The sequence below is a fragment of the Collinsella aerofaciens genome (assembly GCF_039752985.1).
Classification (GTDB): domain Bacteria; phylum Actinomycetota; class Coriobacteriia; order Coriobacteriales; family Coriobacteriaceae; genus Collinsella; species Collinsella aerofaciens_BT.
Window position 1 is genome coordinate 15,899 of the sequence record NZ_JBDMHA010000019.1, and the last position, 17,882, is coordinate 33,780.

At 61.1% G+C, this 17,882-nt stretch carries 16 protein-coding genes and 1 pseudogene; 8 read left to right on the top strand and 9 right to left on the bottom strand.

Annotated features, from left to right (window positions below):
* Positions 1–71 precede the first annotated feature (71 nt).
* The 6 genes from ABHR76_RS03905 to ABHR76_RS03930 all read right to left on the bottom strand — a co-directional run bounded on the left by ABHR76_RS03905 (position 72) and on the right by ABHR76_RS03930 (position 4,113).
* Entirely contained in the window at positions 72–788 is a 717-nt protein-coding gene (locus tag ABHR76_RS03905) for a DUF554 domain-containing protein (RefSeq protein WP_346976843.1), read from the bottom strand.
* 118 nt (positions 789–906) lie between these two features.
* Positions 907–2,112: a hypothetical protein gene (locus ABHR76_RS03910; protein WP_346976844.1), complete on the bottom strand. Its 1,206-nt coding sequence runs from the start codon at positions 2,110–2,112 to the stop codon at positions 907–909.
* 243 nt (positions 2,113–2,355) lie between these two features.
* Positions 2,356–2,571, bottom strand: coding sequence for a hypothetical protein (locus ABHR76_RS03915; protein ID WP_346976845.1), 216 nt, complete (start codon positions 2,569–2,571; stop codon positions 2,356–2,358).
* 49 nt (positions 2,572–2,620) lie between these two features.
* Positions 2,621–3,220: a hypothetical protein gene (locus tag ABHR76_RS03920; protein WP_346976846.1), complete on the bottom strand. Its 600-nt coding sequence runs from the start codon at positions 3,218–3,220 to the stop codon at positions 2,621–2,623.
* A 90-nt stretch (positions 3,221–3,310) separates the two neighbouring features.
* Positions 3,311–3,820, bottom strand: coding sequence for a hypothetical protein (locus tag ABHR76_RS03925; protein WP_346976847.1), 510 nt, complete (start codon positions 3,818–3,820; stop codon positions 3,311–3,313).
* Positions 3,817–4,113 (bottom strand): hypothetical protein, encoded by a 297-nt coding sequence (locus tag ABHR76_RS03930; RefSeq protein WP_346976848.1) that lies wholly within the window; start codon positions 4,111–4,113, stop codon positions 3,817–3,819. The genes ABHR76_RS03925 and ABHR76_RS03930 overlap by 4 nt, the downstream gene beginning before the upstream one ends.
* A gap of 346 nt (positions 4,114–4,459) precedes the next feature.
* Here ABHR76_RS03930 and ABHR76_RS03935 point away from each other — a divergent pair, with 346 nt between their 5' ends.
* Genes ABHR76_RS03935 through ABHR76_RS03945 form a run of 3 tightly spaced genes read left to right on the top strand, consistent with a single transcriptional unit; the run spans position 4,460 to position 8,085 of the window.
* The gene (locus ABHR76_RS03935) at positions 4,460–6,061 is read left to right on the top strand and encodes an FAD-binding oxidoreductase (RefSeq protein ID WP_346976849.1); all 1,602 of its coding nucleotides are present in this window, start codon (positions 4,460–4,462) and stop codon (positions 6,059–6,061) included.
* Between the two features lie 2 nt (positions 6,062–6,063).
* Positions 6,064–6,879 carry an electron transfer flavoprotein subunit beta/FixA family protein gene (locus tag ABHR76_RS03940; protein WP_342995600.1) on the top strand — a complete coding sequence of 272 codons (816 nt, stop codon included), beginning with the start codon at positions 6,064–6,066 and terminating at the stop codon, positions 6,877–6,879.
* Positions 6,880–8,085: an FAD-binding protein gene (locus ABHR76_RS03945; protein WP_346976850.1), complete on the top strand. Its 1,206-nt coding sequence runs from the start codon at positions 6,880–6,882 to the stop codon at positions 8,083–8,085.
* On the opposite strand, the gene ABHR76_RS03950 is transcribed toward ABHR76_RS03945, so the two are convergent.
* Positions 8,082–8,894: an HD domain-containing protein gene (locus ABHR76_RS03950; RefSeq protein ID WP_117821268.1), complete on the bottom strand. Its 813-nt coding sequence runs from the start codon at positions 8,892–8,894 to the stop codon at positions 8,082–8,084. The genes ABHR76_RS03945 and ABHR76_RS03950 overlap by 4 nt on opposite strands.
* A 162-nt stretch (positions 8,895–9,056) precedes the next feature.
* On the opposite strand from ABHR76_RS03950, the gene ABHR76_RS03955 reads away from it, so the two are divergent.
* The 4 genes from ABHR76_RS03955 (at position 9,057) to ABHR76_RS03970 (ending at position 12,530) form a co-directional block, all read left to right on the top strand.
* Positions 9,057–9,713 (top strand): AzlC family ABC transporter permease, encoded by a 657-nt coding sequence (locus tag ABHR76_RS03955; RefSeq protein ID WP_346976857.1) that lies wholly within the window; start codon positions 9,057–9,059, stop codon positions 9,711–9,713.
* Positions 9,694–10,026, top strand: coding sequence for an AzlD domain-containing protein (locus ABHR76_RS03960; protein ID WP_346976851.1), 333 nt, complete (start codon positions 9,694–9,696; stop codon positions 10,024–10,026). The genes ABHR76_RS03955 and ABHR76_RS03960 overlap by 20 nt, the downstream gene beginning before the upstream one ends.
* A gap of 150 nt (positions 10,027–10,176) precedes the next feature.
* Positions 10,177–11,199 carry a 2-keto-3-deoxygluconate permease gene (locus ABHR76_RS03965; RefSeq protein ID WP_346976852.1) on the top strand — a complete coding sequence of 341 codons (1,023 nt, stop codon included), beginning with the start codon at positions 10,177–10,179 and terminating at the stop codon, positions 11,197–11,199.
* Between the two features lie 188 nt (positions 11,200–11,387).
* On the top strand, positions 11,388–12,530 hold the full coding sequence (locus tag ABHR76_RS03970) for a GGDEF domain-containing protein (RefSeq protein ID WP_346976853.1): 1,143 nt from the start codon (positions 11,388–11,390) through the stop codon (positions 12,528–12,530).
* A 190-nt stretch (positions 12,531–12,720) separates the two neighbouring features.
* Here the strand turns inward: ABHR76_RS03970 and ABHR76_RS03975 are convergent, their stop codons facing one another.
* Positions 12,721–13,656, bottom strand: coding sequence for a DMT family transporter (locus ABHR76_RS03975; protein ID WP_346976854.1), 936 nt, complete (start codon positions 13,654–13,656; stop codon positions 12,721–12,723).
* A 99-nt stretch (positions 13,657–13,755) separates the two neighbouring features.
* Complete coding sequence (locus tag ABHR76_RS03980; protein WP_346976855.1) at positions 13,756–17,502, bottom strand: phosphoribosylformylglycinamidine synthase; 3,747 nt, start codon at positions 17,500–17,502, stop codon at positions 13,756–13,758.
* Positions 17,503–17,686: 184 nt separating this feature from the next.
* Between ABHR76_RS03980 and ABHR76_RS03985 the strand changes: the two are divergent.
* A pseudogene (locus tag ABHR76_RS03985) lies at positions 17,687–17,882 on the top strand (cation:proton antiporter); the annotation flags it as partial.

A 17,882-nucleotide genomic window follows, 5' to 3' on the forward strand; every position in this document is an offset into this window, starting at 1 on the left:
CGCAGCTTCGGTGACCTCATATCATAGCACAGCATCAAACAGATGTTCGAGATACCGCTGTGTAGATAGATTTAGAACAAGAGGGCGTAGATGACCGCCACGACGACGGAGGGGAGCATGTTGGCCGTGCGGAAGGTCTGAGGTCGAATAAGGTTAACGCCAACACAGAAGATGAGCATGGAGCCCACAAGCGAAAGGCTGTCGAGGGCTGCCGTAGTCATGATGGGGGAGAGTGCGCCGGCAAACAGCGTGATTGTCCCCTGGAACACAGCGACGGGCAGGGCGGAGAAAATGCAGCCGCGGCCAAGCGACGCCGTCATGGTGCAGACGATGATGCAGTCCAGCGCGCCCTTGAGGGCAAGCGTGGACCAGTCGCCGAGCAGGCCGTCCTGGATCGATCCCACAATGGCCATGGCGCCGATACACACGGTGAGTGAAGTCGAGACAAAAGCGTTGGTGAACTCGTTATCGCCCTCGCTGCCGGTTTTGCGCTTGAGCCATTCGCCAAGGTTCTCAATGGCGGCCTCCAAGTTGATGGCCTCGCCGATGAGCGAGCCGAGGGCGAACGAGACAATGAGCATGGTGGTACCAGTGGTCGCCAGCGCCTTCCCATCGATAAGGAGCATCTTTTGCATGGTGCCGCCAAGGCCGATAAACAGGACGCACAGCCCCGATGCTTTCATGAGCGTGTCTTGAATGCGCGGTGTAATGAAGCGGCCGCCCGCTAATCCCAAAAGACCGCCCGCAACTAAAAGCACAACGTTGATGATTGTTCCCAAGCCCGGCATGAGCCCTCCTGTATTGATGCCAACGTGGCAATCGTAGCAGAACGAAATGCGAGGCACATCGCGACTCATCTAATACGTTATATAAGTGGTATTAGGAATGGTGCGCAGCATTTAAGCCTCAGGTGGTTGTCGGGACATAGGGATAGTAGTCAAAGCGCAACGTCATAAGCCGCTGTGGGGATTCAATAGCCGCGGCGATGATATTGGCATCGCGGGCACGATCAAACCCTACGAGTTCGATCTGATACGAGACGTCTTGCATAATGTCCAGACGTCGCCAGGCTAGGAGTGTGTCGCCATCGAATTCCAAGGTCTTGCCTCCGTCTGGGGCAACGGCGTATAGACGCAGTTTAGCGGTGGTTACAGGGTCGACAACCGTGACCTTTTTAATTTCGTTTCGAGTATTCTTGGCGCCCAACAAGGTGAGCAGTGTTGGGGCCACGACCTCGCCCGATGGCAAAAAGACGACTTCGATGGATTCGGGAAATGCGATGATGGCCGACTTGCGGACGGGCTGATTGGCGGCGGCAACTTCGATGTTCGCAGCGTCGATGACCTCTGTGTGGTCGAGCGCGGCAAGCACGCAGCAGTTACCCTCATCAATTTCTTGAGGATCAGCAAGCCCCAGGCTGTCCGCGAGCTCGGGGTCGTTTGGAACGGCAGCGGGCTCATTCGATGCTTCGAAAGAAGCTGGGACGCTGTTTGTCGGCGACGGCGTGTCGCCCGCACCTGCTTCTTTGTCCGCGCTCTCTTCTTGTATGGTTGCATTGATGGGTTCGTCGTTTGAGGGGAGCGTCTTGGCGTCAAGCGCGGAGGGGAGAATTCCGATGGCTCCTGATCCGTTCCACTCCATTTCGAGAAGCGCCGGGTCGGCAAGAATGCGTTGCCTGCTTTGCGCGTGGGCATCGATTTCAATAGGGCCTGCCTCTATCCCTCGTGTAAGGCTGAGTGATCCGGCTGGCTTCTCGAAATGAGCGTCTGTGTCTTTGGTGCTGACGGCGTAGAACAGCAGGGACGCTTCTCCCGCCGCGATGGCATCGGTACCGGCTTTGGTCAGCCGCAACGATGCCGTGAATGAGAGGGTGGGCTGCGCATCATCTGCATTCGCGGCGGCGCAGCCCAGACATATACCGCCTCCTTTCTCAAAAAACGTACCGTCGAAGGCGACCTTCGCTCCGTTCGCCGAGTCATCGACCGAAGCGATGTCGATGCGCAGCTCTAAATTGCATGGATCGCCATCCGCATCGAGCACAACCGAGCGCCACGTGCAGACGGTGCACCCCGCCTGGGAGCCGTTTGCCTTGTTCGAACGCTTGATATCCACGACTATCGAGCCGTCCGTATCACGACGAAGGCATCCCGAGGTTGAGACCGCGGCCTGTGCGATCGAAAAACGCTCGCACGCAATGGTACTCGACGGATTTGGGGCGGAACTTAGGGCTGCTGGTAAGGAGTCTGCCATGACGGGAGTCGCCCAAGCGGCGACAGGCGTTCCGGTTGCGAGCGCGCCGCAAAGTGCGACGACGGGCAAAAGGTTCTTCGATGCCATGGGGTCTCCTTAGCTAATTTAGTGCGGCCTGTCCGTGTTTTGTTTCTGGCTGCGTTTGATGTGCAGACCGAGGCCGGCGGTTCCCGCGCCTGCTGCTGTGGCGCCTGCTGCCAAGAGCCAACGTCCATCGCCTGTCTGCGCCAACGGTTCTTCGCGGTCGCCGCGGTCGAGCTCCGAGAGGTCGACCGTCACTTGTGTGGCGGCCTGCGCCTGTTCTTGCTGGGCAAAGGCCATGGCTGGCCCAAACGCTAGGATGCTGACGGCGGCGGCCAGGGCGACGGCCTTATGCCGTGTGCACACCGGGCTCGACCGTCCAGGTGATCGTTGCAACCTGATCGCCTTCGCCGGTTACGTGGAAGATGTCGCGCGTGACGCGGGCGACGTTTCCGCTTGTCTTGAGCTTAATTTTGTCTGTGCCGCCGGCAATGCCCTGGTAGCCCATGTCGAAGGCTGCATTCTTGGAAAGATCGAGGCCCGTCCCCTGCATTGCGGCGCTGGCGTTCTGGAGTGCGCCGTCGGGGCCGACCTTAAAGTCGATGGAGTTCTGCGCGGTTCCGGCCTTGGCGTCGGCAGCAATGGTCCAGGTGTTCATGGCGTCGATCTTCATGTTGGTGACATGGATGCCGTAGGCCGAATGATTGTCGATGGTGGTCGCGTCTTCTGAGGGGCCCTGAAGCGTGCCGTCGGCCTTGGCGACGAAGGGAATAACCGTCGGAACTTTGAACTCAACGTTGTCGATCTCGGTCCTGACCATTACTTTCGTGGTTCCAACGCGCCCGGCCGCCATAGCTGGCGTCGGGGCAGCGCCCATTGCGAGCGCGAGCGCGAGCCCTGCGCCCACGACGAGCGCTCTGGCTCCGTTCATGTTTCTGGTGATGTCCATGGTCGTTCCTTTCTATTCGCCGCGGGCCGTCCCCGCGATGATTGGACGAATGCTGGTGAATTGCGTGCGGTGCCGCGTCGGCCGGAAAAGCTAGTTCTCGGCTTGCTCAACCCGTACCTTGACGCGTGTCGGGTTGCCGTGGCTGTCATAGGTCTTGGCCTCAAGCGCCTGGATCTCGATGTACGCCTCGCCTTCTTTGATGTCGCCGGCGGGGCACGTCTCGATTGTCTTGCCGGTCTCGACCACACCGGATTCGTACATGGTCTCGTCGTTTTGGATGACGCGGAATCGCTGGGGAAATTTATTGTCTTGGACGTTTTGCACGTTGACGCGCAGCTTGCCGTCCTCCTGCAGCTGAGCGACCGGCGCGACCGAAATCGTCATCATGTTGTCGCGGACGATAGCGTCGAGCTCATCTTGGATTTCCTGACGCGTTTTGCCCTCGGCCGTCGTAACCGAAGCGCCCGCCTCGGGTACGGGCTGCGACTGCCAAGCGTATAGTCCTACGGCGACAAGGGCGCAGACGATGGCCAAACAGGCAACGATGAGCTTTTTGCGACGACCCAGGCCTACAAAGTGGGGTGGCCTCTTCGCGCTCATGCGGCATCCTTGGCGGTATAGATGCGCGCAAAGGTGGACGGGTCCGCTCCAAAGAGCATGTGAAGCATCAGGCGGCGCGAGTAAGCAAGCTCGTCGAAGTCGGGAGGGAGCTCGATGTCGTGGATATGCGCGATGTGGTGGGCGAGCGCCGAGAACGACTCGGGGTCGCAGATCACATCGGTGGTAACGTGGTAGACCGTCGTATCGGGGAATGCCTCTTCGTCGAAAGGCAGGAGATGGGGATCGTCGTCGACTTCGATGGCGATGCCGTACTGGGGCCAGTAATATGCCATGGGAACCTCCCTGCTTCTTGGGCCAAAACTTCTATCGGTTTTGGCTGTCGATGCCGACCGTATCAGTCGCAACTTGACCAATTTCTGACCAAATGCTTGACGGATTGGCGTCTCAGCAGGTAAAAGGCGGCAAAAAATACTTCAACTTTTTTCGGGCGACAATCGAGCGATCGGCGACGGCGGGGCCATATGTGTCAAAAGCATCGTCTGCCGAGGAAACCTTGCCGCTCGCCGAATTGCACGAACGTAAAAATCGCCAATTATGGAGACGGTCTCGAACACGTCGACGAAACGATACGGTAACATCTCCCTGCAAACACTGTAGTTAGCTAAAGGGGGAGTTCGCGTGTCTGCAACCATCAAACCCTTCACCGACGAGTTCGAAGAGTATGGCCGCGATGAGTCTCGCACGTCGGGCGAGGCCTCGAGCATCTCGTTTCCGACAACGGAAGACGAGGTCCGTGCCATTTTGGAAAAGCTCCATGCCGAGCGTGTCCCGGTAACGGTTCAGGGCGCCCGAACCGGCCTTGCCGCCGGTGCCGTGCCCCACGGCGGGCATATCCTCAATACTTCCCGTATGAATCGCTACTTGGGCCTTCGCCGCGATGAACAAGGTCGCTTTCTACTGCGCGTGGAGCCGGGTGTTGTGCTTTCTGAGCTGCGCAAGCAGCTGGGCAAGAAGGTGCTGCCGACTGCTGGTTGGGACCAGGCATCGCTTGAGGCCTACGAGGAGTTCCAAGAGGCCCCCGAGCAGTTCTTTCCCACCGATCCCACCGAGACGTCTGCCTGTCTGGGCGGCATGGCGGCATGTAACGCCTCTGGTGCCCGCAGCTACGCCTACGGCTCCTTGCGCCCACATATCACGGGACTCCACGTCGCGCTGCCTGATGGCGATTTGCTTGAGCTTCAGCGCGGCGAGGCTTTTGCCCAGGGCCGCCACCTGTCGCTCGTGACGGCAGCGGGCCGTACGCTCGAGCTCGATCTTCCCGGCTATACCATGCCCAAGACAAAAAATGCCTCAGGCTATTTCGTTGCGGACGAAATGGACGCCATCGACCTCTTTATCGGTGCGTGCGGCACACTCGGCGTCATTACCGAGCTCGAGATCGCCCTGCAGGCGGCGCCTGCGGTCGTTTGGGGTGTGAGCTGCTTTTTCGATAGCGAAGACAAGGCCGTGTCCTTTACCGATTCCGTGCGTCCCGTCCTGTCCCATGCGGCTGCCATCGAGTACTTCGACGCTGGCGCCCTGGATATTCTACGTCGCCAGCGCGAGCAGTCGACGGCGTTTGCCTCGCTGCCGGCGCTCGACAAAGACGCCAAGGTCTGTGTCTACGTGGAGCTCGACTGCGATGACGAGGCCCAGGCGACCGAGGAACTGTACCACCTGGGATGGGTGCTGGAGCTTGCGGGCGGCCGCGACGATGCGACATGGGTCGCGCGCACCGAGGTCGATCGCGAGTGCCAGCGATTCTTCCGCCACGCGGTGCCCGAGAGCGTCAACATGCTTATCGACGAGCGTCGCCGCACCGACCCCACCATCACCAAGCTGGGCTCGGACATGTCGGTGCCCAATGCACGCCTTGCCGATGTCGTGGCCCTCTATCGCCGCACGCTGGCCGAAAGCGGGCTTGAATCTGCTGCCTGGGGGCACATCGGTAACAACCATCTGCATGTGAACATCCTGCCGCGCGATGCGCAAGACTACCGTCGCGGTGGCGAGCTGTTTGCCCAGTGGGCTGCGGAGGTAACGGCTATGGGCGGCGCCGTCTCCGCCGAACACGGCGTCGGCAAGATCAAGGCTGGCTTCTTGGAGACGATGTACGGCCACGAGGCCATGGTCGAGTCGGCGCAGCTCAAGCTCCAGCTCGATCCTGCCGGCCAGCTGGGTCGCGGCAACCTGTTTGCGGAGAAGCTCTTGGATGAACTCGTCCAGAAAGGGGGCGCGTGAATATGAGTGATTTCCATATGGTGGTGTGCGTTAAGGCCGTGCCGGGCAGCACCGAGGTCAAGATGGACCCCAAGACCAATACCATCGTGCGTGATGGCAAGCAGGCGGTCATTAACCCGTTCGATGCGAGCGCTCTGGAATGCGCGCTGGCGCTGAAGGACGACTTTATCGGCTTTGGCATGGACGTGCGCGTGACGGTGGTGTCGATGGGCATCCCCGCGACCGAGTCGCTGCTGCGCGACTGCATCGCTCGAGGTGCCGACGACGCGCTGCTGCTGACCGATCGCGCCTTTGCAGGTGCCGATACCCTGGCAACCACCTATGCCCTCAAGTGCGGCATCGAGGCGCTCGACGAGGACTTCGACCTGCTCATCTGCGGCAAGATGGCGGTGGATGGCGATACGGCCCAGATTGGCCCCGAGCTTGCCGGTGCTTTTGAGATTCCCTGTGTGACCGACGTGAGCTGCGTGCAAAGCGCGGGCTTTACGACCTGTGGTTCACTGGCGCTTGTTCACGGCTGCGATGCCGGCGAGGAGACGGTGTGTCTTGAGATGCCGTGCGTGATGACGACTGCCAAGGAGATTGGCCAGTTGCGTATGCCGAGTATTGCAGGTATTCGCGCGGCGGAGGAGGCGGACGTGCGCGTGGTCAGTGCCGCCGACGTGAACGCCGACCCCGCGCGTTGCGGTCTTGCCGGGTCGCCGACACAGGTCGTGCGCTCGTTTGTGCCCGACCGTGACCAAACGTGCGAGGACGTTGACGGAACGGCGTCCGAGCAGGCGGCAAAACTTGCCAAGATTATCGAGGGGATGGCATAGATGAGCGGACTGATTATCGATAGCGAAGCCTGTATCGGCTGCGGTCGCTGCGTTCGCGCCTGTGCCTCGGGCGGCATCGTAGTGGAAGGCGAGCGACCCAGCCGATGCGCCCGCGTAACCGACGGCTGCATCCTATGCGGTGGGTGCGTCGACGCCTGCCCTGTCAACGCTATCTCGATCGAGCGTGACGAGGCCGCTGGTGCGGTTGACCTCGATGCGTATCGAGACATTTGGGTATTCGTGCAGACCGACGAGCACGATACGGTGACTCCCGTTGCCTATGAGCTTATGGGCAAGGGCCGCGAGCTTGCCGATGCGCGCGGCTGCCGTCTGGTGGCACTGGTCGGTATGGGTCCCGAGGGTTCTCTCGGCGACCTGGAGCATCTGGTTTGCGCGGGCGCCGACGAAGTCCTGGCCTGTCGCGACGAGCGCCTGCGCCAAAACGATGCGGAGGTCTACGCCCGCTTGATCTGCGATTTGGTAGCCGAATGCAAACCCGAGGCCATCCTATACGGTGCGACCGCCTTTGGCCGCGAACTGGCACCCGGCGTTGCCGTGCGCTTGCAGACGGGCCTTACGGCTGACTGCACCGTACTTTCGATGGATACGGAGACGGGACTGCTGCAACAGACGCGTCCGGCGTTTGGCGGCAACCTAATGGCCACCATCGTCTGCCCCAATCATCGTCCCCAGATGGCAACGGTTCGTCCCGGCATCTTTAAGGCGCCCGACTTTGACTACAACCGCTCTGGCACGATCACCCAGATATCGCTTGCGGATGATGCTAAGGCCCGTGTCGAGATCTCGATTCCCGCCGAGGAGTGGGGGCGGCAGGCTTCGATCGCCGATGCCGAGCGCCTGGTCGTGGTGGGTCGCGGCATTGGTTCCAAGAAAAACCTGCCGCTGATGCGAAGGCTCGCCGAGGCTCTGGGAGCCGAGCTTGGTTGCACGCGACCTGTCGTGGAGGCCGGCTGGTTGGAGTATCGCCATCAGATTGGCCAGACCGGCGTATCGGTTTCGCCCAAGCTTCTCGTGAGTATCGGTGTTTCGGGCGCCATCCAGCATCTTGCCGGCATCGGTGGGGCGGAGTGCATTATCGCCATCAATGAGGACCCGGATGCCCCCATTTTCGGCGCTGCCCAGTACAAGGTTGTTGGGGACGCCGTCGAGGTCGTCGAGGAGCTGCTGGCCCAGCTTGAGCGCTAGGCGCGCGCCAGCCAGTCGCGCATCTCGTCCTTTAGGCGGCTCCAGGTTGCCTGCGTGGCGGGGTCGGTAAAGGGCTGTGTAATGCCAAAGGGCGCGTCGAGCAGGCGGTGGATATCACCCTGTTCGCGCGCCAGCGCACGGCTTGCCGGATAGACGAGCTCAAACATAAAGCAGATAAGCCCCACCAAGAAGTCGGCGGGCTCATCGCGCTCATCGCGTGCGACGCAGCGGTGCTCGTCAAAGGCGGCAAGTGTCGGCGACGAGAAACGGCTGCCGAGAAACGTCTTCTCGTCCACCTTGAGGATAGTGTCGACGGTGCTGTCGGCGATGGTGCGCATAATGTCGATCTTGTCACCATCGCGCACGATATCGCAGAAGCTTCGCGTGCGCACGTCGAGCTGCGCGGGTAGACGGAAATCGCTGTGATAGGCAATGCTCGCTCGGATGAGCTCATCTTCTGCCGGGTCATCGATAAAGTCGCGGATGCTCGTTACGGCGGGTGCATCGGCGGGATTCTCGCCAAAGAGGACCTCGATGCCCAGCGCCGCATGGCTCATGCTCTCGGCGTCCTTAAAGGTGTCCCAGCGTCGCAGCTGCTCGAAGCGGCCCATATCGTGTAGCAGGCCGCAAAGCCATGCCAGGTCAATATCTTCTGACGACCAGCCCTGCTCGCGCGCTACGGCATCGCATGCCTCGGCCACGTGGTACGTATGCTCGATTTTGAGCGCGATGCGTGGGTTGGTGGCGTCGTAGGCATCGGTGTAGCTTTTGAAGGCCGCGCGCGCCCGGTCTCGATCGATAGCTGTCATAATGACTTCCTAAAAAGTTGTGTCTTTCGATCCGGTGGCAATTGTAGGTGAACTCGGTTGCTGTCGGATGATGATTCTGCCGTGTCGCTACATGCGGTTCGGAGACCTTGTCAGGATGAGAAGCGTATGGTGCTCAAAATCGTTAGAACCGTCTGGCCAGTGATGCTTACCTATGTTGCAATAGGCGCGCCGTGCGGAATGATCATGGGGCAGACGGGAATGGAGCCCTGGATGGTCTTTGCCCTGAGCAGCACGTTTGTGACGGGCAGCGGCCAGTTTATGATCTGCAATCTTTGGCTGGCGGGTGTACCGGCGCCTTCGATTATCGCGAGCGTTGCCGCCATCTCCTCGCGTTTTGCGCTTTACTCGGCATCGATCGCGCCGCATCTGACGGGTGCCTCGAAGCGTCAGACGCTGGCTGTTGCCGCGACACTTACCGAGGAGGCATATGGCATCTCGCTTGCCAAGTTGGTTGAAGGGGAGGATTGGGGCCCGCGCGAGTCCTTTGTGCTCAACGTGATCCTCATCGCAACATGGGGCGTTTCGTGTACGATGGGCGCCATCGTCGGCGCCGTTGTCGATGTTCCCACCGCCATTGCAGCTTTTGTCTGCACCTCGCTCTTTATCTGCCTGCTCTTTTCGCAGCGGCTGTCGCGCGGCAACGTTGTCGCGGCGGTTTCGGGCGCGGTGTCCGTCGCCGTATGCAAGTTCTTGGGGTGGACGAATATCGCCGTGCCTGCAAGCGTGCTCGTCGGCGTTGCCGCGGCGCTTGTGTGCGATGCTCTCGCCGAAGGAAGGGATGCTCGCGATGCCCGTTAATGAGTTTTTGGTCCTGTGGCTGTCGTCGTGGGCGGCCATCGCATTTTTCCGCATTGCCCCAGTGTTTGCCTTGCGCGGGAGAACGCTGTCGCCCCGCGTTACCGAGGCCTTGGGTTATATTCCGCCCGCTGCCTTTGCGGCACTGGTCGCTAACGATTTGATAAGCCCTGGCGCTTTCGACGCCGGCTTGTGGCAGGGCTTGATTCTCTGGATTGCGGCTGCCGGTGTCGTGGCGGTGGCAATCAAGACAAAATCGATGCTGTGGTGCTGCGTCTCGGGCATCGTACTCTATATTGTCTTGAGCCTTATATAGGGCTGGCGTCGCGGGCGCCGAATCTCGTTCCATCCCAACTTGTAGAATTTTTCACCGAGCTGGTCTATTTCTTCTGGTACCATGGTCAAACTTTACTGTAGCAAAGCGTGACGTGGGCTTTTGTACCCCGTCAGCGGAAATGGGGGTTTCATGGCACAGGAAGCAACCGCCAACGAGCAAAAGAAATTCAAGGTCCCGCGCATCCCGGGCGACATCATGATCTATCCCATGATCGTCGGTCTTTTGCTAAACACCTTCTGCCCGCAGGTTTTTGAGATCGGCGGCTTCTTTACGGCTGCCTGCCGCGGTGGGTCCAATACCATCGTCGCCGCGATCCTGCTGTTTGTGGGCGCCGGCATCAGCTTTAAGTCCACGCCGGGCGCCATCAAGACCGGTATCGTCGTGCTGATCCCCAAGCTGGTCGTCGCAGCGGCTCTCGGCCTGGGCGTGGCATATTTCTTTAACGACAACTTCCTGGGTCTGAGCTCCGTGTCTATCATCGGCGGCATCACGTTTTGCAACATGGCGCTCTATACGGGCATCATGGGCGAGTTCGGCGATGAGTCCGAGCAGGGCGCCGTCGGTATCCTGTTCTTTACGGCCGGCCCCGCCGTCACGATGATCATCCTCGGTGTCTCGGGTCTCGCCAACATCCCCGTCGGCACTATCATCGGATCCATCCTGCCGCTTGTTATCGGCATGGTCCTGGGCAACTTGTTCCCGTTTATCAAGAACCTGCTGGTCCCCGGCGCCAATCCCGCGATCGCTGTCATCGGTTTTCAGCTCGGTGCGTCCATGAGCCTTTCGAGCTTCATCACCGGCGGCATTTCGGGCATCCTGCTGGGCCTCATCACGCTCTTTATCGTCGGTCCCATTACCTTTGCCTTCGAGCACCTGTGTGGCGGCAACGGCAAGGCGGCCGTTGCCTGCTCCACCATTGCCGGCACGGCCATGACCACGCCGGTCGCCCTCGCCGAGGTCGCTCCGCGCTATGCCGAGCTTGCGCCCACCGCGTATGCGCAGATCGCCACTGCCGTCATCATCACGGCAATCATGGCCCCGATTCTGACTGGCTGGGTCGATAAGAAGTTCTGCCACGGCAAAGAGGATCTGTCGGTCGAAGGCGTCGAGGCTATTGAGGAGGCCGTCGCGACCGACATCGACGGCGAGTAACGGCCGTTACCGATAATTGATTCCGGCGTGCAGTTCGCGCCGTCCGAGCGCCCGAACGGAAACTGTTTTGCAGTGATGTTCGGGCGCTTTGCTATTATTCCCCTTACCCCTGCAGAGAAAGGGGCGTTTGGCGCCTGGGCGCGACTCGGGCGATTCTGGCCACTTGGATATAGAGGGAATGGCACCTGGTGATTAAGGCACTCAAGATCGAGATATTCCTGCTGTGCATGATTATTCTTATCGGACTTGCCGTACGAAGTCGTCGCTCCCTGTTCTCGAGCACCCAGCAGCTTTTGTTTAGCATGCTGGGCTACACGTCTGCTGCCTACATTTTCTTCGATATGATCTGGACGCTCTCGGACGGCGTGAGCACTCCTGTAGGCATCACGGCCAACTGGATTTCCAACGCGGTTTCGTTTTCGCTGTTCGCCATCGCGTGCCTCATTTGGTTTTTCTATTCCGAGACGATGCAGGGCTCACGGCTTCTGACCACGCCCTATAGGGTGATACTTTTAACGTTGCCAACCGCTTTGGTGGTCGTGTTGGCATTTACCAGCTACTGGACGCACACTATGTTCTATATCGATACGCAGGGCGTATATCGTCGCGGAGCGCTTTATATGATTCAGCCTATCGTTAGCTACTGCTACGTCATATATACGTCCTTGCATGCCTTTATTCAGGCTCGAAAAGTCGAAAGCTTGCAAAAGAAGGCCATTTATCGCACCCTCGCCTTTTTTGCGGTTCCCGCTCTGGTGGGCGGTACCTTCCAGGTTTTGTTTTCGGTACCGGGCCTTTGCTTCGGTATAACGCTGAGCATCCTGCTGCTCTATATCGTCTATCAGGAGCAACTAATCTCGACTGACCCGTTGACTGGACTCAACAACCGTAACCGTTTTGAGACCTATATGCTGTCGCTCTTTTCAAATGTGGATCAGGCCGAAGATGTATATCTGCTTATGATGGACGCTGACGGCTTTAAGCAGATTAACGATCGCTATGGACATGTGGAGGGTGACCATGCTCTTCAGGTAATATCCGCTGCGCTCAAAGAGGTCTGCTCGGCGTCTGGTGGCTTTATCGCGCGTTATGGTGGCGATGAGTTCGTGGTGCTCCAAAAGGCAGCGGCGGAACAGGATATCATGCATCTGTGCGCGACAATCAACGACGAGCTCGCGCATGCCGAGGTGCCGTATGCATTGCGGATGTCCATCGGTTACGCGCGGGTCGGCGATAGTGTTGATACCTGGCAAGACTTACTTCGCGCTGCCGATGCGGAGCTTTACCGCGTCAAGGCCGAGAAAAAGAAAGCTGGCGTTCAGATACGCTAGGAAAAGGGGCACACGACCGTTGCGATGGTCGTGCGCCCCTTTTGCGTTTGTGGGGGCCACCGGCCATAATGCCCAGGCGCGGTGCGGCAAGACGGGCGTCTGCCGCCGCGACTCGGTACGAAATCAACGAGAACCAGTGTGCTCCATTAAGCTAAAGTATGCGAATGCCCTCCCTAAAAAGGTGAGCTCGCTAGGCTTTTTTGGGCCTGTTGACGATGATGATGCCGCCGCAGACCAACAGCAGGGCAACGATGACGGTAACGGGGCTCGTGCCCGCGCCTTCGCCGAGCAGTAGCGCGCTCAGCAGCACACCAAAGACGGGGTTCATAAACCCAAAGACCGAGACGCGGCTGACGGGGTTGACGGCAAGCAGGCGCGACCACAGCGAGTAGGCGACCGCGGAGATAAGCGCCATGTAGATGATGAGCACGATGGCGGGGACAATCGCCGTGGGGGAGAGCGCGCCACCCATCAAAAAGCCGATGGCGGTGAGGACCAGGCCGCCGACTAAAAACTGCCAGCCGGCAAGCAAAACACCGTCGTGCTTGCGCGAGAAGATGCCAATCAGGCAGGTCGAAAGAGCACCCGCGACAGTGGAGGCTAGGATAAAGCCCTCGCCATCGAGCCTGAAGCCAAAGGTGCCATCTGCGCCCGAAAGGTTGACGAGCGCGACGCCGGCAAAGCCCAGCGCACAGCCAAGCACCTTGGCCGTATTGAGCTTCTCGGTGTGAAATGCCAGGGCGGCAAAGAGGATTGCGAGGAAGTTGGCGCTGGCCTCGATGATGGAGCTCGACATGGCGCTGGCGCGCGAGAGGTCCAGATAGAAAAAGAAGTACTGCCCGATAGTCTGGAAGAGCGACAAGACAAAGATGGGCTTGATGTCGCGCGCTTGCGGTATGAGGGGGCGGCGTTGGGCCGCGCTCATCCCAACGATAACCAGGGCGCCGGCAAGCGTAAAGCGTAAACCTGCAAAGAGCAGCTGCGAAGCGCTGTCGTGCGCCGGGATACCAAAGAGTGCGTAGCCGATCTTGATGCAGGGAAAGGCCGATCCCCAGAGTGCACAGCAAACAAGACAGCCCAGGATGAGTCCGGGCAGGGTGGCGAGATACGGCTTGCGGCTTTCCATGATGTCCTTCCTACATGCGCGAAGCAAAAAAGAACCCGCCACCGGATGTGTCGGTGGCGGGTGTTGTTACCCGAAGGGATTGTACCCGATGGGAAAGGTTTAAGCGAAGTAGGCCACGCCGCTCTCAAAGATCGGCATGAACTTATCGCCGGGGACATGCTCGGGCACGTTGCGGTACAGGTTGTCGCCGCGACGCTCGGCATGGCCCATCTTGCCCAGGACGCGGCCGTCGGGGCTCGTGATGCCCTCGATGGCGAGTGCGGAGCCGTTGGGGTTGACGGAGAGATCCATGCTGGGCTTGCCGTCCTCGCCCACGTACTGCGTGGCGACCTGGCCGTTGGCGATCAGCTGGGCGAGCACATCGTCATTGGCGACAAAGCGGCCCTCGCCGTGGCTGATGGCGACGGTGTAGGGGTCGTCCAGGCTGCACTGCGACAGCCACGGGGACAAGTTGGACGAGATGCGGGTGCGCACCAGACGGCTCTGGTGGCGACCGATGGTGTTGAACGTCAACGTGGGCGCATCGGGCGTGGCGTCGACGATGTCGCCGTAGGGCACCAGGCCGAGCTTGATCAGGGCCTGGAAGCCGTTGCAGATGCCCAGCATCAGGCCATCGCGGGCCTTGAGCAGGTCGCGGACTGCCTCGGTGACCTCGGGAGCGCGGAAGAACGCCGTGATGAACTTGGCGGAGCCGTCGGGCTCGTCGCCGCCCGAGAAGCCGCCGGGGATCATGACGATCTGGCTTGCGCGGATGCGGCGGGCAAGCTCGTGGGTGCTCTCGGCGACGGCCTCGGGCGTGAGGTTGTTGATCACGAAGGTGTCGGCCTCGGCGCCGGCGGCACGGAAGGCGCGGGCGCTATCGTACTCGCAGTTGTTTCCGGGGAACACGGGGATAACCACGCGCGGGCGGGCGATCTTGGCGCCGCCGTACACGTGGATGTCCTTGGCGCGGAAGTCGATGGTCTCGACCTCGGCGGTCTCGCCGGCGCTGCGGTAGGCAAAGACGCCCTCGATGCCGCTCTCCCAGGCCTCCTGGAGCTCGGAGAGCTCGATGACTTCGGAACCGGTGTCGATGACATAGCCCTCGACGGTGGTGCCCAGGGGCTCGACGACAACGCCGTCGGCGACCTCGGGCAGCTCGGCATCCTCGGCGAGCTCGACGATAAAGCTGCCGTAGAGCGGGGTGAAGAGGCTCTCCACGTCTACATCCTCGGCAAGCTCGATACCGATCTGGTTACCGACGCACATCTTAAAGAGGCTCTCGGCGCCGCAGCCGTAGCCGGGCGTGGAGATGGCCAGGGCGTTGCCGGTAGCAGTGAGCGCCTCGACGGCGTCAAACGCGGCGAGCAGCTGCTGAGCATCGGGGCGGTAGTCCTCGCCATAGATGGCGGGGGCGATGCGGACGACGCGGTGCGTGAGGCCCTTGAACTCGGGCGAGACGGCGCGGGCGGCCTTGCCCACGGCGACGGCGAAGCTGATCAGGGTCGGCGGAACGTTGAGCTCGCCGGCCTCGTCCTCAAACGAGCCGCTCATGGAATCCTTGCCACCGATGGCGCCGGCACCCAGGTCGACCTGGGCCATAAGGGCACCCAGGACGGCGGCCATGGGCTTGCCCCAGCGCTCTGCCTCGGTGCGCAGGCGCTCGAAGTACTCCTGGAAGGAGAGGTAGGCGCGCTTGTGCTCAAAGCCGGCGGCAACGAGCTTGGCGATGGACTCGACCACGGACAGGTAGGCGCCCGCAAACTGGTCGGCCTCCATCAGATAGGGGTTGAAGCCCCATGCCATGGCACTCGCCGTGGTGGTCTCGCCGTCCACGGGGAACTTGGCGACCATGGCCGAGCTGGGGGTGAGCTGCGTCTTGCCGCCAAAGGGCATGAGCACGGTCGCGGCGCCGATGGTGGAGTCGAAGCGCTCGGAAAGGCCCTTGTTGGAAGCGACGTTGAGGTCGGTGACAAGCGAGGTCATGCGCTCGGCGAGCGTGGTGCCGGCCCAGCTTGGCTGCCACACGCTACGGGCGCACACGTGGGCGACCTGGTGCTTGGGTGCGCCGTTGGAGTTGAGGAACTCGCGGGACAGGTCGACGATGGCGACGCCGTTCCAGGCCATGCGCATGCGCGGCTCGGCGGTAACCTCGGCGATAACGGTCGCCTCGAGGTTCTCCTCAGCGGCGTAGCCCATGAACTCCTCGACGTCACCGTCGGCGACGGCACAGGCCATGCGCTCCTGGGACTCAGAGATAGCGAGCTCGGTGCCGTCCAGGCCGTCGTACTTCTTGGTCACGGTATCAAGGTCGACATACAGGCCGTCGGCAAGCTCGCCCACGGCGACCGAGACGCCGCCGGCGCCAAAGTCGTTGCAGCGCTTGATCAGACGGCAGGCGTCGCCGCGGCGGAACAGGCGCTGCAGCTTGCGCTCGACAGGGGCGTTGCCCTTCTGGACCTCAGCACCCGAGGTCTCGATGGACTCGGTGTTCTGGGTCTTGGAGGAGCCGGTGGCGCCACCGATGCCATCGCGGCCGGTGCGGCCGCCCAGCAGGATGATCTTGTCGGTGGGGGCAGGGCACTCGCGACGAACGTGGTTTGCCGGGGTAGCGCCCACGACGGCGCCAACCTCCATGCGCTTGGCCACGTAACCGGGGTGATAGAGTTCGTTGACCTGACCGGTGGCAAGGCCGATCTGGTTGCCGTAGCTGGAGTAGCCGGCGGCGGCAGTGGTCACGAGCTTGCGCTGCGGCAGCTTGCCCTCGAGCGTCTCGGAAACCGGGACGGTGGGGTCGCCGGCGCCGGTGACGCGCATGGCCTGGTACACATAGCTGCGGCCCGAGAGCGGGTCGCGGATGGCGCCGCCCACGCAGGTGGCGGCACCGCCGAAGGGCTCGATCTCGGTCGGGTGGTTGTGGGTCTCGTTCTTAAAGAGGAACAGCCAGTCCTGGTCCTCGCCATCGACATCGACCTTCACCTTGACGGTGCAGGCGTTGATCTCCTCGGACTCGTCGACATCGGTCATGACGCCGGTCTTCTTAAGGTACTTGGCGCCGATGGTGCCCATGTCCATGAGGCAGACGGGCTTGGCGTCGCGGCCGAGTTCGTGGCGCATCTCCATGTAGCGGTCGAAGGCTTGCTGCACCACGGCGTCGTCGATCGTCACGTCGTCCAGGACGGTGCCGAAGGTGGTGTGGCGGCAGTGGTCGGACCAGTAGGTGTCGATCACGCGGATCTCGGTGATGGTGGGGTCGCGGTCCTCATCGCGGAAGTACTGCTGGCAGAAGGCGATGTCCGCCTCGTCCATGGCAAGGCCGCGATCGGCGATAAAGGCGGCAAGGCCGGCCTCGTCGAGCTCGCGGAAGCCGTCGAGCACCTCGACGGGCTGGGGCTCGGGGGTCTCCATGTACAGCGTCTCGGGCAGGTCGAGCGAGGCGATGCGCGCCTCGACGGGGTTCACCACGTAGTGCTTGATGGCATCGATGGCGGCCTCGTCCAGAGCGCCCGAGATCATATAGACCTTGGCGGAGCGCACGGCGGGGCGCTCGCCCTGGCTGATGAGCTGCACACACTCGCTGGCGGAGTCGGCGCGCTGGTCAAACTGGCCAGGCAGGAATTCGACGGCAAAGACGGCGCCATCGCTTGCGGGGAGCTCGTCGTAGGTCACATCGACCTGGGGCTCGCTAAAGACGGTCGGCACGCAGGAGCGGAAAAGCTCCTCGTCGATGCCCTCGACGTCGTAGCGGTTGATGATCCTCAGGGCCTCGATGCCCTTGATGCCGAGAATTTCGGTCAGCTCGCCCTTGAGCTGCTGAGCCTCGACGTCGAACCCGGGTTTCTTCTCCACGTAGATACGAGAGACCATTGGTTCCTGCCTTCCTGATCGGTTGGGCGTACGGTACGGTATGCGGCAGCGGTCGGTTTGCGGGGTCTGCCCTGCGGTCGCCTTGAGCCACATGTTTGTAAACCTCACTATGATACGACAGCTCGCGGCGCGGTGAGGACGGCGAGGGTGCTACAGTGAAGCGCAAACAAGAGAAAGGCATCACATGGCATTCGTTTCGCTCGCCATCATCGCACTCGTGGCCTTTGCAAGCCCCTTCATCGCCTCGGCGATTCCTGGAAAACCCGTTCCCGAGACGGTCTTTTTGCTCGTGCTCGGCGCGGTGCTGGGACCCCATATGCTCGGCGTCATCCATGTAGATGCCGAGGTCTCGCTTGTGTCCGAGCTCGGTCTGGCCTTTT